The sequence below is a fragment of the Mycobacterium seoulense genome, assembly GCF_010731595.1.
In the GTDB taxonomy this organism is placed as follows: Bacteria; Actinomycetota; Actinomycetes; order Mycobacteriales; family Mycobacteriaceae; genus Mycobacterium; species Mycobacterium seoulense.
Genome location: NZ_AP022582.1, coordinates 1,367,479 through 1,381,935, shown reverse-complemented (window position 1 = coordinate 1,381,935; position 14,457 = coordinate 1,367,479). Strand labels below are relative to the sequence as shown.

13 protein-coding genes and 1 pseudogene are annotated in these 14,457 nt (G+C 67.0%); 10 read left to right on the top strand and 4 right to left on the bottom strand.

Annotation, left to right across the window (positions count from 1 at the left end; all coding sequences use genetic code 11):
- The 7 genes and pseudogenes from G6N37_RS06245 to G6N37_RS06215 all read left to right on the top strand — a co-directional run bounded on the left by G6N37_RS06245 (window position 1) and on the right by G6N37_RS06215 (window position 7,300).
- On the top strand, window positions 1-1,587 hold the full coding sequence (locus G6N37_RS06245; RefSeq protein WP_163677465.1) for an acyl-CoA synthetase: 1,587 nt from the start codon (window positions 1-3) through the stop codon (window positions 1,585-1,587).
- Between the two features lie 25 nt (window positions 1,588-1,612).
- The gene (locus G6N37_RS06240) at window positions 1,613-2,752 is read left to right on the top strand and encodes an acyl-CoA dehydrogenase family protein (RefSeq protein ID WP_163684695.1); all 1,140 of its coding nucleotides are present in this window, start codon (window positions 1,613-1,615) and stop codon (window positions 2,750-2,752) included.
- On the top strand, window positions 2,749-3,774 hold the full coding sequence (locus G6N37_RS06235; protein ID WP_163677452.1) for an acyl-CoA dehydrogenase family protein: 1,026 nt from the start codon (window positions 2,749-2,751) through the stop codon (window positions 3,772-3,774). Before G6N37_RS06240 ends, G6N37_RS06235 begins: the two co-directional genes overlap by 4 nt.
- 70 nt (window positions 3,775-3,844) lie before the next feature.
- Window positions 3,845-4,324, top strand: a complete 480-nt coding sequence (locus G6N37_RS06230; RefSeq protein ID WP_163677449.1) for a nuclear transport factor 2 family protein — start codon at window positions 3,845-3,847, stop codon at window positions 4,322-4,324.
- On the top strand, window positions 4,321-5,193 hold the full coding sequence (locus G6N37_RS06225) for an SDR family NAD(P)-dependent oxidoreductase (protein ID WP_163677446.1): 873 nt from the start codon (window positions 4,321-4,323) through the stop codon (window positions 5,191-5,193). The genes G6N37_RS06230 and G6N37_RS06225 overlap by 4 nt, the downstream gene beginning before the upstream one ends.
- 1 nt (window position 5,194) lies before the next feature.
- Window positions 5,195-6,156: pseudogene (locus tag G6N37_RS06220) on the top strand (alpha/beta hydrolase); the annotation flags it as partial.
- A 67-nt stretch (window positions 6,157-6,223) separates the two neighbouring features.
- Complete coding sequence (locus G6N37_RS06215) at window positions 6,224-7,300, top strand: hypothetical protein (RefSeq protein WP_163677441.1); 1,077 nt, start codon at window positions 6,224-6,226, stop codon at window positions 7,298-7,300.
- A gap of 84 nt (window positions 7,301-7,384) precedes the next feature.
- On the opposite strand, the gene G6N37_RS06210 is transcribed toward G6N37_RS06215, so the two are convergent.
- Window positions 7,385-7,675, bottom strand: a complete 291-nt coding sequence (locus G6N37_RS06210; RefSeq protein ID WP_047323870.1) for a hypothetical protein — start codon at window positions 7,673-7,675, stop codon at window positions 7,385-7,387.
- Window positions 7,675-8,811, bottom strand: coding sequence for a Rieske 2Fe-2S domain-containing protein (locus tag G6N37_RS06205; RefSeq protein WP_163677438.1), 1,137 nt, complete (start codon window positions 8,809-8,811; stop codon window positions 7,675-7,677). Before G6N37_RS06205 ends, G6N37_RS06210 begins: the two co-directional genes overlap by 1 nt.
- Before the next feature lie 102 nt (window positions 8,812-8,913).
- Between G6N37_RS06205 and G6N37_RS06200 the strand changes: the two genes are divergently transcribed.
- Entirely contained in the window at window positions 8,914-10,626 is a 1,713-nt protein-coding gene (locus tag G6N37_RS06200; RefSeq protein WP_163677434.1) for a 3-ketosteroid-delta-1-dehydrogenase, read from the top strand.
- Here the strand turns inward: G6N37_RS06200 and G6N37_RS06195 are convergent.
- Complete coding sequence (locus G6N37_RS06195; protein ID WP_163677419.1) at window positions 10,623-11,312, bottom strand: PadR family transcriptional regulator; 690 nt, start codon at window positions 11,310-11,312, stop codon at window positions 10,623-10,625. The genes G6N37_RS06200 and G6N37_RS06195 overlap by 4 nt on opposite strands.
- Window positions 11,313-11,445: 133 nt before the next feature.
- Between G6N37_RS06195 and G6N37_RS06190 the strand changes: the two genes are divergently transcribed.
- On the top strand, window positions 11,446-12,366 hold the full coding sequence (locus G6N37_RS06190) for a TIGR03619 family F420-dependent LLM class oxidoreductase (RefSeq protein ID WP_163677416.1): 921 nt from the start codon (window positions 11,446-11,448) through the stop codon (window positions 12,364-12,366).
- 4 nt (window positions 12,367-12,370) lie between these two features.
- Here G6N37_RS06190 and G6N37_RS06185 read toward each other — a convergent pair whose 3' ends face one another.
- Window positions 12,371-13,228: a hypothetical protein gene (locus G6N37_RS06185; RefSeq protein ID WP_174813914.1), complete on the bottom strand. Its 858-nt coding sequence runs from the start codon at window positions 13,226-13,228 to the stop codon at window positions 12,371-12,373.
- A 104-nt stretch (window positions 13,229-13,332) separates the two neighbouring features.
- Between G6N37_RS06185 and G6N37_RS06180 the strand changes: the two genes are divergently transcribed.
- Window positions 13,333-14,457 (top strand): FAD-dependent oxidoreductase, encoded by a 1,125-nt coding sequence (locus tag G6N37_RS06180; protein WP_163677413.1) that lies wholly within the window; start codon window positions 13,333-13,335, stop codon window positions 14,455-14,457.

Sequence of the window (14,457 nt, the reverse complement as noted above, 5' to 3'; positions counted from 1 at the left end):
ATGGAGTTGGGCGACCTTGACGTCACCGTCGCGCGCGCACGCAGCCATTCACTCGGCGACATTCCCGGCCGGTCCGCGCGCAGGCACCCGGACAAGATCGCGATTGTCGACGGTGACGTCGTGCTGAGTTTCGCCGAACTCGAGAACCTGGTGGACCGCGCGGCCGCGGCATTGGGCGACAACGGTTTTAGAGCCGGTGAGCGGTTGGCGCTCTTGTCGCGCAACTGCTGGCAATACGCCGTCCTGGTATTCGCTACTGCACGGGTGGGGGTGGTCCTCGTCCCGGTCAACTTCATGCTCACCGCCGAGGAGGTCTCCTACATCCTCGGCCATAGTGACGCACGAGGATTCATCGTCGAAGCGGACTTGACACCCACCGCTGAGCAAGCCATGCGACTGGGTGGATCGGTGACGACGAAGGCGGCGCTGCTGCCGCCCGGGCAGTCCGCTCCGGCTGGCTGGTCTGACTTCGCCGAGTGGCTGAGCACCACATCGACGGCCCCACGTCCCCACATCGACGACGACCAACTGCTGCGCCTGATGTACACCAGCGGCACCGAATCCCGACCCAAGGGCGCCATGCACACCAGCCGCAGCCTGATGTGGAACTACATCAGCACGATCCTGGCCGGCGACATGTCCGCCGACGATGTCGAGATCCATTCCCTGCCGCTCTACCACTGCGCACAACTCGACAACTTCCTGGCCACCGATGTCTATCTCGGCGCCACCAGCATCATCCTGCCGCGGCCGGATCCCGAACTCGTCCTGCGCACTATCGAGCGCTACGCCGTCACCAACTATTTCGCCCCACCGACGGTCTGGATCTCGTTGCTGCGATCACCCGTCTTCGATACCGTCGACCTGTCCAGCCTGCGCAAAGGGTACTACGGCGCCTCAGCGATGCCGATCGAGATCCTCAGCGAGATTCGGGAGCGCCTGCCACGTCTGAGGTTGTGGAACTTCTACGGCCAGACCGAAATGGCGCCGCTGGCCTCCGCGCTCGGACCCGACGAACAGGACGCGCACGCAGGTTCGGCAGGGCGTCCGGTCGCCAACGTGGAGACGGCGATCCTCGATGACGACGGCGCCCCCGTTGCCCCGGGCGTCGTCGGTGAAATCGCCCACCGCAGCCCTCATTTGATGCTGGGCTACCTGGACGACCCACAGAAGACAGCCGAGGCCTTCCGGGGCGGCTGGTTCCACTCCGGCGACCTCGGCTACTACGACGGGCACGGGCTGCTCCATGTCGTGGACCGCAAGAAGGACATGATCAAGACTGGCGGGGAAAACGTCGCGAGCCGGGAAGTCGAAGAAGTCATCTACCGACACAGCGGCGTCGAAGAAGTCGCGGTGTTCGGCCTGTCCCACCCGGTTTGGGTCGAGGCCGTTGTCGCGGCGGTGGTGCTTCGCGACGGCGTCGACCTCGCCGAGGACGACATACTCGCACATTGCCGCGCGCACCTGGCCGGGTTCAAGACGCCCAAGCGAGTCTTCTTTGTCGATTTCCTACCGAAGAACCCCAGCGGCAAGCTGCTGAAACGCATGCTGCGCGAGCGATTCAGCTCGGGATCAGCTGATCGGTGAAATGCGCAGGGTGGAAGATACGGTGATGGCGTTCTCCCGGTTGGTGCCCCCTGTCTCAGTCGACCCATTGTCGACGCAGGGGATTCGCGACGAGGTGCGGGAGTTCCTGGACGACCAACGGGCTGCCGGCGCGTTCACCCCGTCGGTGGACGCCTGGCTGTCGGGATGGGACGAAAACTTCACCGCCGCGCTCGCGGCGCGCGGCTGGTTGGGGATGACGGTGCCCGTCGAATATGGCGGCCACGGGCGTTCATTCCTGGAGCGGTTTGCCGTCACCGAGGAGCTGCTCGCCGCCGGCGCCCCCGTCGCTGCGCACTGGATCGCCGACCGGCAGATCGTGCCGTCATTGCTGAAATACGGCACGGAGTCACAGAAGTTGGCTTTCCTGCCGCGGATCGTGCGTGGCGAGTGCTTCTTCGCCATCGGCATGAGCGAGCCGGAGTCCGGCTCCGACCTGGCGAGCGTGCGCACCCGGGCGGTGCGCGTCGACGGAGGCTGGTCGCTGACCGGCACCAAGGTTTGGACGTCGGGCGCACACCTCGCCCACGCGTTCATCGTGCTCGCCCGCACAGCGCCACTGGATCCAGAGCACCGGCATGCCGGACTGAGCCAGTTCATCGTCGACCTACGCGGGCCCGGCGTCGACGTGCGCCCGATCGTCTCGATGAACGGCGCCCACCACTTCAACGAGGTGATACTCGATGAGGCGTTCCTCCCCGACGACATGGTGTTCGGCGCAATCGGTGACGGCTGGCGGCAGGTGACTTCCGAGCTGAGCTTCGAGCGCAGCGGACCCGAGCGGTACCTGTCGACCTTCGTCCTGCTGGCCGCGTGCGCGGACCGGATGGCGGCGAACGCCATCCCCCGCGACGCGGATCTGGGGAGGCTCGTTGCGCGTGTCACCGGTCTGCACCACATGTCCACCGCAGTGGCCGGCGCGTTGGAACGGCGCGAGCCGGCCGACATCCCCGCCGCCCTGGTCAAGGTGCTCGGCACCGTCACCGAAGGCGACATCGCAGAGTTCGCCGACCTGCAGGACTCCCCCGATCGGATCTTCGCGGCGTTGGTGCGTGCCGCCGTGGACCAGCGGCCGGGGTTCACCCTGCGCGGCGGCACCAATGAGGTGCTTCGCGGAGTCATTGCGCGCGGATTGGGGCTGCGGTGAGCACCACGCCTTCCGTCGACGAAGCCCTGGCCGACATGATGGGTGCCGTCTTTGCCGGCCACCGCGAAAAGCTGGCGGGCGAAACGATCGTCGATCGGGGCTCTGACCTGTGGCACCACCTCGCTGAGCTCGGTCTTCTGCGCCTCACCGGTGCGGTCGAGCACGGTGGCAGCGGCGCTGGGTGGTACGAGGCGGCCGAACTCCTGAAGGCGGCGGTGCGCAGCGGCATTCGAATCCCGCTCGCGGAGCACGACTTGTTGGCATGCTGGCTCCTGGAGGCCAGCGGGTTGGCCGCCGACGGCGCGGCGCGGACGGTCTGCCTGGTCGACAAGCACGGCGTCGCGACGCACGTGCCATGGGCGAGCATGGCCGATCGCGTGGTGGTCGTATGGCACGTCGACCGGCAATATCGCGTCACCGACGTTGCAGCCGAAATGCTCACCATCACCCGCGGCGCCAATTTGATCGGTGAACCACGCGACACCGTGGCTGCCGAACTCTCCGGCTGGCAGGGAACGCCCATCGGCGCGGGCCTGGTCAGCCAGCTGCGGCTGAAGTCGGGGTTGGTGCGGGCGATCCAGGTGTGTGCCGCCCTGGACTCAATACTGCAACTCTGCATCGAGCACGTGACCTCACGAACCCAGTTCGGGCGCCCGTTGTCGAAATTCCAAGGCGTTCAGAACCTGGTCTCCGACGTTGCCGCCGAGGCCGCGCTCGCCCGGGCCGCAACCGAGGCGGCGTTGACGGCAGGCATCACGCGAGAGTGGTCGGGCCCGGCCTTGGAATTCCTTGTGGCCGCGGCGCGCTCGTGCGCGGGCCACGCGACATCCCTGGTGGTGAGAAACGCCCACCAAGTGCACGGTGCCATCGGCACCACCCGTGAGCACCGCCTGCATGAATTCACCAGGGCTGCGCTCGCGTGGCGATCGGAGTTCGGTTCGATGCGCTACTGGGACGACGTCGTCGCCGACGCTGCAATGCACGCGAGCGTCGGGGGCTTGTGGAGCCTCATCACCGAGTGATGCGGACGGTGTTCCACTCATCGGGCGGTCGCCGTGCCGCCGCGGCCACAGTGGAGTTTCATTCCATGGCATGAACAACGACGTCACCCTGTCGGAACTGCAGGAGTTCATCGGCGAGTTCTGGTACCACTACGACGAGGCCCACTACGACGAGCTGGCGGCTAGATATGCCCATGACGTGCACTACGTGACGAGAAGTGACTCGGGCGCAAGTCCTTTCGAGGAACTCATGTCGCCCGAGCTCAACGGCCGGGACGCGGTGATGGAGTGGTTGTCCCAGCATCGCAAGCAGAGCCCGTACCCGCTGCGTCACCACGCCACCAATGTCCACCGCACCGGCGCTGACGGTGACGTCACCCGCGCGCGGTTCTACATACTCGTCAACCAGATCGCCAATTTCGTGCCGTTCGCGGTCTCCAGCGGGATTGTCAACGTCGCCGTCCGACGCGGCGACAACGGGCTGCAATTGACCAAGATGGACGTCGTTCTCGATGCGACCAACTCGGTCCTGCTGGCCGACCTGCATGCCGACAGCACCGCCCCATCATGACCGCCCGCGGCACATTCTCCGGCGGCGTCGCCGTCATCACCGGGGCTGGATCCGGGATCGGTGCCGGTTTGGCGCGGCACGCCCACCGGTTGGGCATGACCGTGGTGCTCGCCGACATCGACGCCGACGGCATCGCCGCGCTGCGCGACGAACTGTGCGCGACCAGAGGTACGGCCGTCGACATCGTCTGCGACGTGCGTGATCCCGCGGCGGTACAGGGCCTCGCGGACCGGGTTTATCGGGATTTCGGCGCGGTGCGGTTGCTGGTGAACAACGCGGGTGTCGAACAGTTCGGCTATCTGTGGGATACGCCGGTGACGAACTGGCAACGCGTCGTCGACGTCAACATCAGCGGAGTCTTCCACGGCGTGCGGGCATTTCTGCCGAAAATGATGGCCGCCGACGAGCAGGCGTGGGTGTGGAACGTTGCGTCAGTCGGCGCCGTTGTGACAATGCCGCTGCAGACGCCCTACATCGTGAGCAAGCACGCTGTGCTCTCGATGACCGAATGCCTCTGCACCGAGGTCCAATTGGCGGGACACGACCACCACATACATGTGCAGGCCGTGTTGCCCGGGCCGGTGGTGTCCAGCATCTTCGAATCCGCGGGGGGTGTCGATGCCACCGAGGCCGCTGACATCGGCGCCGCCGAGACGCATCGCGAAGCGATGCTGGACATCAAAGCGGTCGCGATGGACCCATTGGCGGCCGCCGAAATACTGTTCCAACAGGCCGCCGAGGGCCGTTTCTACCTGCTCACCCATCCCGCGTATGTCGGCTCGGCGATGGCGGAGCGCGCGGAAGTGCTTGCCACGCAACGACGGCCGGCACTGCGCACGGAACGCCGGTTCGGTGCCAACCAGCTCTGACATGGGGACCTCCGAGCTGGACCCCGATGCCGCCGCCCGCATCGCTTCGTTCGGTGACATCCCACCGATGCGCCAGCGCGGGCTCGCGGCCGTGCGCGCCGCGCTCGAATCCGCGCCACCGCCCGAGTCGATGGCCGAGATGGCCGCCGTCACAGAAGTAGCCATACCCGGTCCCGCGGGCGACATCCCGGCACGGGTCTACCGCCCCGACGCCGAGAGCGGCGGACCCGTGCTGGTGTATTTGCACGGCGGCGGGCTCGTGATGGGTTCGAACCACTCGTTCGAGCCTCTGGCGCGTGAGCTGGCCGCGGCGTCGGCAGCCACCGTCGTAGCGGTCGACTACCGCCTGGCCCCGGAGTGGCCGCCGCCCGCGCAGTTCGACGATGCGTACGCCGCGACGGAATGGGTGTCACGCAATGCCCGTCATCTCGGGGTCGACCGCGAACGACTCGGGGTGATCGGCGACAGCGCGGGTGGCGCACTCGCCGCCGGCGTCGCGCTCGCCGCGCGCGACCGTGGCGGTCCGCCGATCTGCGCGCAGGTGTTGCTGTATCCGGGCCTGGACCGCGACATGACGGCTCCGTCCGTCACCTCCCTGGCGGACGCCCCGATGCTCACCCGCGACGACATCGACTACATGCACTCCCTGGTCGACGGCGACGCGGGTCCGCCCAGCAGCCCATACCTGGTTCCCGCCTACGCATCCGAGCTTGCCGGCCTCCCGCCGGCCATCGTCGTCACCGCGGAGTGCGACCCGATCCGGGATTGGGGTGAGCGGTATGCGACACGGCTGCGGGATGCCGGCGTGCAGACCACCCTGACCCGTTATCCCGGTATGTGCCACGGATTTCTGATGCGTTCCGATGCCACGGCGCGGGGCCGGCTGGCCATCGCCGAGATCGGCGCGCTACTGCAGGCCAAGTTCGGCCATCCGGTCGGAGTTTTGACGTCCCGGTGACCGGGCTGCCGCCCCGCACATCGCCACCGCGCCGCCCACAATCAGAGCACGAACTGCAAAAGGAGACAGCCGATGCTCAGCGACGACCGGCGGATCGAGCTTTCCGACGTGTTGCGGCCGGCCGCGCCGCCGCGCGAGGTCGACAACGTCTATACCGACGATCAGCGCGAACGCCTGCTCGACGTGGTACGCACCGAGGGGCCGTGGCGGTTGATCATCGCGCAACACTTCGCGTCCCCCGATGAGCTGATCGCCACCATGAGCGGCCTTTTCCCAGAGGGATTCACCCCATCGCTCGACCTGTTCCTGACCCCGACCTTCCGCGGCTACCTCGCCAACTACGGCGCGGTGCTCTACCCACAGCTGCACGATTGCTTTTACAACGCGCGGTTCCTCGAGATGGCCAAAAGCTACTGGAACGCCCAGTACGCCAAACCGCAGCTGATGCTGTTCAACATCAACGGGCCGTGCGCCAACCGCGACCCGGGACATCTGGACTCGCCGAGCTTTCGCGGTGTGCGTCACGAGAACGCGCCGACCTGGCTCACCAGCGTGATGGGCAAATCCGGCCTGTTCGGCGACTACCTGATCAAAATGGCGCAGGTGATCACGTGGTTCTCGCTCGACCCCGGGAGCGGATTCACCTACTGGCCCGACGGGCCGCTCAAGGCACCCAGACGCGTTTTGCCGCCGATCAACAACCGTGGCGTGGTGGTGCAGAACGAAATGATGGTGCATCGCGGCGAAGCGAACGGACCACTCGAGCAACAAGTTCCGGCCGGATTGTCCTTCGACACCGTCTTTTCCGGTGACCCCGGTGACCGGGATCAGTGGTTGCTCAAAAACGGCGACGAGGTGATCGCCCGCCACCACACCGACCAATTGCGGTTCCTGGTGCACTGGTCCGCCGAGGTGTTCACCGACCACGACGAGCTGAAGAAGAATATGGAGGGCTCGCACGACCTGACCATCGAGAAGGCCATCGACATCATGGTCGACGACCTCAGCGGCAGGGGCATCAAGCTTGACATTCCCAGCGAACCATTGCACGACCCGGCGTTCATCAGCGCGCTCAACGCCGGCTACGACCTGGGCGGCCCCGCCGTCTACCCCGAAGAGGCGCCCATCAGCGCCTTCCAGCTCGCATGATGGGATCACCCCACCGCCGAGCGTCGACTTATTTGCGCGAAAACCTTCAACGGCAGCATAATTCGACGTTCGGCGGAATAAGGGTCAAACAGTTTCGTCGACGATGGCCAAACCGCCACGCCGCACGGCTTCGAGCATCGACTGCTGCAACGCCGAACACGCCAGGAACACGCCGCGACCGCCGGGCGTGGAAATCCTCTGCGCTTCGGCACGCTCGACGCACCGGGCCGTCGCATCGGCGTTCCACTGCACGCTGGTCTGATTCCAGCTACTTTTGCGAGCAAGTACCTGCGCCCCGCACCTACGGCACCCCACAGGGCGCATCGGCATCTCGTCGAGGCGATTATCTTGGCGCACGGACGAATCGAGCGACATCACATCTGGCCAGCACCCTGCGCGGCCATGTTGGCCTCGACCTCTTTCATCCACGCCTCGTAGGGCCGGGTGGTGTCGAGTTCGAACTCGAAGCGGTCCACCATATCCGGTTGGACGTCGGCGGCGTCGACGTAGAACTGCTGGTACCAGCGACGTAACTGGTAGACCGGCCCGTCCTCCTCGACGAGAAGCGGGTTGTCGATGCGCGCCTTGTGCCGCCAGATCTGCACGTCCTGCTCGAAACCGATTTTGACGAAGTCGCCCAGGCTGATCGCAGTCTTCAGCGCCTCATCGCCAGACAACTTGTCCGACTTCTTGACGATGATGCCATATTGCAGCACAAAGGAATTCGAGTCGATCGGATAATGGCAGTTGATCAGGATCGTCTTGGCGTCGCCGTCGGTGTAGTGGTAGGTCAGGTCATCGATCATGAAGGACGGCCCGTAGTAGGACGCCACCGACGTGGTCCCCAGCATCGTGGTCCCCTCGGGGCTACCGATGTCGGGACGACTCCCGCCGTTCATGTACTGCGTGGCCACATGCCCTTCGAAGATGTTCTTGAAATACGTGGGTAACGAGCCGTGGATGTAGAAGAAGTGGGCCATGTCCACCACGTTGTCGATGATCTCGCGGCAGTTGCTGTGCACGACCGTGGTGTACCAGTGCCAGTCGGTCCACTCGTCGCTGGTGGCGCCCTCGATGCGGGGGATCGTGACCTCCGCGGGCGGCGGTTTGCGTTCCGGGTCGTTCCACACGAACAACATCCCGTCCTGCTGCAGCGTGGTCCACGCCGCGGTGCGCGCCAGCTTCGGCGTGCGCCGGCTGTAGGGCACCTGCTTGCACCGCCCGTCACCGCCCCAGCGCCAGTCGTGGAACGGGCAGGCGATCTCGTCGCCCTTGACTTCGCCCTGCGAGAGATCACCGCCCATGTGCCGGCAGAAGGCGTCAAGGACGTTGATGGTGCCGTTCGCGCTGCGGAAGACAACGAGCTTTTGTCCGAAGGCGTTGATCGCGTGCGGCTTGCCATCGCCGAAATCCCGAATCAGGCCCAGGCAGTGCCAGCCGCGGGCAAACCGCGTCGGCGCGGCCTGCGCTTCAATCTGCCGAACTTCGTCGACCTCAGACTGCGTCGTCATAGGGAAGATTAAACTCCCGTCGCCCCGTTCGGGGGGCCGCTTGTTCCCACTGATCAGGACGGCTCTTCCGTTGCCGGGCGGCCTCGGCATACGGTTTTGCGCGTGAACCCCCAGAGCACGACGATCCCCGCCGGGCTTCCCGTGGCCGATACGACGGTCGACCTGTTGGTGGTCGGGTCCGGGACCGGCATGGCCGCGGCGCTGGCCGCCCGCGAACTCGGGCTGTCGGTGCTGATCGTGGAGAAGTCGTCGTACGTGGGCGGGTCGACAGCCCGGTCGGGCGGCGCGTTGTGGCTACCCGACAGTCCCGTGCTGCGAGATGCCGGCGCCGAGGACTCCCCCGAACGCGCCGCCGCGTATTTGGACTCGGTAGTGGCGGGTTCGGCCCCGCCGCAGCGATCGGCCGAATTCGTGGCTCATGTCCCGGCGACGGTCGACATGCTGCGCCGAACGACCCCGCTGCGGCTGTTCTGGGCCCGCGACTACTCCGACTACCACCCCGAGGAGCCGGGTGGCAGCGCGGCAGGCCGGACGTGCGAATGCCACCCGTTTGACACATCGATCCTCGGCCGGTACCGCACCCGGTTGCGGCCCGGCGTGCTCGAGGCCGGCGTCTCGATACCGACGACGGGAGCCGACTACCGGTGGATGAACCTCGTGGCCCGGGTGCCGAGCAAGGGCATTCCGACGTTCGGCAAGCGGGTGGCGCAGGGGTTCGGCGGGAGGATGATCGGTCGGCGCTACGCCGCGGGCGGCCAGGGTCTGATGGCCGGGCTGTTCGCGGGGGTGCTGCGCGCGGGTGTCCCGGTGTGGACCGACAGCCCGCTCGTGCGCCTGGAAGGCGACGGGGAGCGGGTGACTGGCGCGGTCGTCGACCATGACGGGCACGAGGTGACGATCACCGCCCGGCGCGGAGTGGTACTGGCAACCGGTGGTTTCGAGCACAGCATGGACATGAGGTGGAAGTTTCAGTCCGAGTCGCTGGGCGCCAATCTGAGCCTGGGTGCCAAATCCAATACGGGCGACGGCATTCGTGCGGGGCAGGAATTCGGCGCCGATATCGCCTTGATGGCTCAAGCCTGGTGGTTTCCCGCCATCGCGCCCCTGCCGGGCAAGGCGCCGGCGGTAATGCTGGCCGAACGTTCACTGCCTGGAAGTCTCATCGTCGACCAATACGGCCACCGATTCTCGAACGAGTCCGCAGATTACATGTCCTTCGGCCAGCGATTGCTGGAGCTGGAGCGGTCGGGCAGCCCGGTGGAGGCGATGTGGATCGTCTTCGACCAGCAGTACCGCAACAGCTATGTCTTTGGCGCCGAACTGTTCCCGCGCATGCGCATCCCCCAAGCCTGGTACGACGCGGGCATCGCGGTGCGGGCGGACAACCTAGGCGAGCTGGGTGCCCGAATGAACGTTCCGGTTCCGGAATTCTGCGAGACGATGACTCACTTCAACCAAAACGCCGCTGCCGGTGAGGATCCCGACTTCGGCCGAGGGCGCAGCGCCTACGACCGCTATTACGGGGACCCGACGATCAAGCCGAACCCCAATCTGCGCCCGTTGGCCAAGGGCCCGTTCTACGCCGTGAAGATGGTGCTCAGCGACCTCGGCACGTGCGGCGGGCTGAAGGCCGACGAGCGCGCACGGGTGCTCCGCGAGGATGGCAGCGTGATCGCCGGACTTTATGCAATCGGCAACACCGCCGCCAACGCGTTCGGCACGACGTACCCGGGCGCGGGGGCGACGATCGCGCAGGGCCTGGTGTACGGCTACATCGCGGCCCGCGATGCGGCGGCGCCCGACGCGAAGGGCTAGTCCGCTTTGCGTTTGGCCTCGACCTGCTTCTCGACCTCACGCCAGTAGCCGGGCATCGGGCGCGGCTGACCGAAGCCCCCCTTGGCCGCCTTCTTCAGAACGGCGTCCGCCTCGTCGATGTCCTTCATCAGTTCGAGCGCGAATTCGCGCTCCGCGGCGTAATACTTGGCGGCCCAGCGCAGCGCGATCACCGAATACGCCCATGCGGGTTGGGCCTCGGCGCCGTCGGCGTCCTCGACCGCTTTGCGGTGCCTGGCTTCGGCGTAGGCGACGTGTTCGGCCAGCAGCTCCTTGAGCCGGGCCGGGTTACTGAGGTGACCAAACGTCACCCGCAGCAGGACGCTGTGCTTGAGCACCGGGGGGTCCACCGGGGCGTTGTTTGTCCAGTCGGTGACGGCGGCCATCCCGGCTGGCGTGATCCTATAGAGCCGGCGGGTGCGCGTACCCTCGTCGCGCTCAACGCGTGAGGTCACCAGGCCCAGCCCCTCGAGCTTCTTCAGCTCGGTGTAGATCTGGCTGTACGACGGACTCCAGTAGTAGAGATCGACGCTCCAGTCGATCCACTTTTTCAGGTCGTAGCCGGAGACCTCCTCCTCATAGGACATCATGCCCAGCAGCGCCCAACTCGTAGCGGCAAGCGCCGCCTTCGACCTGTTTTCGCCGGTAGGGTCCGGTTCGGAGTCCACGGCGCAAGGTTAACAACCAGGGACGAGGATCTGTTGACGCGGACCGCTAGGCGGGATGCAGTTGTTGTGGGCGATGGTCGCAAGGAGACTGCCGGTCCGCGGACCCGCGTGATGGCTTTGGAGGAAACCCAAGATGAAATTCGCCTTCCCCCTTCCCCACATGCTGCGCCTGCCTGCGATCACACAGCCCTGGGAAGCGGCGGTCACAGGACCCGACCAGACCCGCATGGTCAGATGCGCCGACCGGTGGGGCTACGACATGATCGCCGTCCCCGAGCATCTCGTCATCCCCACCGAGCACGTCGAGCTGTCCGGGCCCCACTACCTGCACTCGACGGCCGCCCAGGCCTACATCGCCGGTGCCACCGAACGGGTCGCCGTCAATTCCTGCGTCACCATCCTGCCGTTGCACCAGCCGATCGCCCTGGCCAAGGCGCTGGCCACCGCGGACTGGATGAGCGGAGGCCGGATGATGGTCACATTCGGGGTCGGCTGGCTGGCTCGGGAATTCGAACTCCTCGGGGTGCCCTTCGGTGAGCGGGGCCGGATCGCCGACGAATACCTGGCGGCCATCGTGGAGCTGTGGACCAGTGACGCACCGCGATTCGAGGGCCGCTACGTGTCGTTCGACGACATCGCGTTCGAACCGAAACCGGTTCAAAAGCCCCACCTTCCGATTTGGATCGGCGGCGACGCCGATGCGGCGCTGCGCAGGACCGCCACGTTCGCGTCCGGCTGGTGGCCGTTTCTGACACCGCCCGAGCGGATCGCCGAAAAACTGGACTACATCAAGTCGCAGCCGTCCTATGACGGCCGGCCGTTCGAGGTGATGCACGGGCTGAGCACCAACCGGGTCGGCGACGGGCACGTCGCCCGTGACGATCCGAACGGACGGCCCGGCATGAGCGCCGACGAGATCGTCGACCGGTTGGGCTGGCTCGCCGAGCAGGGCGTGACGGTTAGCGCCGTACCCATCCCCGCCGTCGGTGGCGTCGACGAATACCTCGACTACGCGCAATGGGTGATCGAGGAGATCAAACCCAAAGTGCCGTAACCGATCACTTGATCGTCAACCCGCGCTTGCGCACCCACACCAGCGCGGCGACCGTGCCGGCGATCCAGATCGCCGTCGCGATGCCCAGGTGCATGAAGCTCTTGGAATCGCGCCCGAACACCGGCCAGATCCACGCGGGCACCTTGGTCCAGATCACCTTGTGCTCGACCCCGTTCATCGGGTCGGCGATGTAGTACAGCGCGTACGGCATGGTCATGACCGCAAGCCAGCCGGCCGTGCGGCGCCGGTCGCCGCGCTGGCGCCACCGCCGAATCAGCGGTTCGGCACCGACCGGGTGCAGCACCGAGGCGAGGTTGCCCACCCCCAGCCAGGACATGATGGGCACCGCCACGGTCGGGACCGTGATCCCCAGCCGCCCTGGCGTTTCCAGGCACAGCGTCAACACCACCGCCGCCACCAGGGTGGGCAGCCCGACGATCGCGAGCAGGGCAAGGTTTTTGATCAGCAGGATCCGCCAGAGCGGGACGCCGTCGGACAAGGCCTTGCGAACGCGGTATTGATCGGCGCCGAGCAGGTTGGTGGTGGTGACGTCGGCCAGCACCCATGACGAGAAGTAGGTGCCGACCAGGATCACCCAGTCGCTGCGGTGGAGGCCGATGGTGAGCGGCTGCACCAGCAGCCACGCCGCAGCGAACACCACGTTGACGACCACGCCCGTCAACCAGTTGCGCGGCGGGGTGAACGCCCACCGGATCTCCGCGAGCACCGCCGCCCACAGGTCCGGCTTCTCGAAGTCCGCGGCGGCCCGGCGCGCGGCGGCGGGGCGGGGGGCCGAGGCGCGCACGGCGGCGCGCAGCGCGGCGCGCACGTGTGGGTGCGTCGACTCCAGCGGATCGGTCATGCGTTCGGCGCGACCGCCCGCGGGCGGCGTGGTCAAGTGACGTTCTCCTGGCAATCGGTCGAGCGGTGGGCGGGCCCGAACTTGGTCCCAGGCAGGATAACGGCATGAACCGCAAGCGTGTCGTCATTGCCGGACTCGGAGACGCGGGTGTGTTGGCCGCGATCCGGCTGTCCGGGCACGCCGACGTCGTCGGCATCTCCGCCAAGCCCGCGCTGGTCAGCGGTCAGGAACTGGGCGTTCGGCTGTCCCGCCCGGACGATTGGGCCCGCGACTACTGGATTCCGTTCGACAGGTTCCGCCGCCTGGACCGCGTGCGCACGGTGCAGGCCGAGCTGACCGGCGTGGACCTGGCCGCCCGCACGGTCCTGGGCAAACACGCCGACGGCGCGACGCTCGCCGAGGAGTACGACGCGCTGATCATCTCGACGGGGGTGAGCAACGGCTTCTGGCGCCGCCCGACCCTGCAGTCGGCCGCCGAGGTGGGCGCGGAGCTGCGGGCCGCGCATGACCGGCTGGCCGCCGCCGGCTCGATCATCGTCGTGGGCGGCGGAGCGGCGGCGGTGAGCAGCGCGCTGAACATGGCCACCACCTGGCCGGCCAAGCGGATCGACCTGTACTTCCCGGGGCGATCGGCGCTGCAGGGGCACCACCCGCGGATCTGGAGCCGCATCCGCGGGCGGCTCAGCGGCCTGGGCGTGGGCATTCATCCGGGCCACCGCGCCGTGCTGCCCGACGGGTTCACGGGCGACGAGATCACCGGCGAACCGGTGCGCTGGAGCACGGGGCAGCCCCCGGCGTGCGCCGACGCGGTGTTGTGGGCGATCGGGCGGGTGCGGCCCAATACCGATTGGCTGCCCCGGGAGCTACTCGACGAGCGTGGGTTCGTCCGCGTGACTCCGGAGCTGCGGGTGCCGGGCCACCGGGGCGTCTTCGCGGTCGGCGACGTGGCGGCGACCGATCCCCTGCGCAGCTCGGCCCGCAACCGCGGGGACGCGCTGGTGGCCCGCAACGTCCGCGCCGAGCTCAGCGGCGGGCGGCTGGGGGCCTACCGGGCACCGACGCGGCGGTGGGGTTCGCTGGTGGGCATCCAGCCCGACGGGCTGGAGGTCTTTCTGCCCACCGGGCACGCGTTCCGGTTCCCGTCGTGGTCGGTCGAGCGCGTGGTGATGCCGTGGATCGTGCGGTGGGGCATGTATCGCGGTGTGCGGGAGAACAATCCGCTGGGGTGA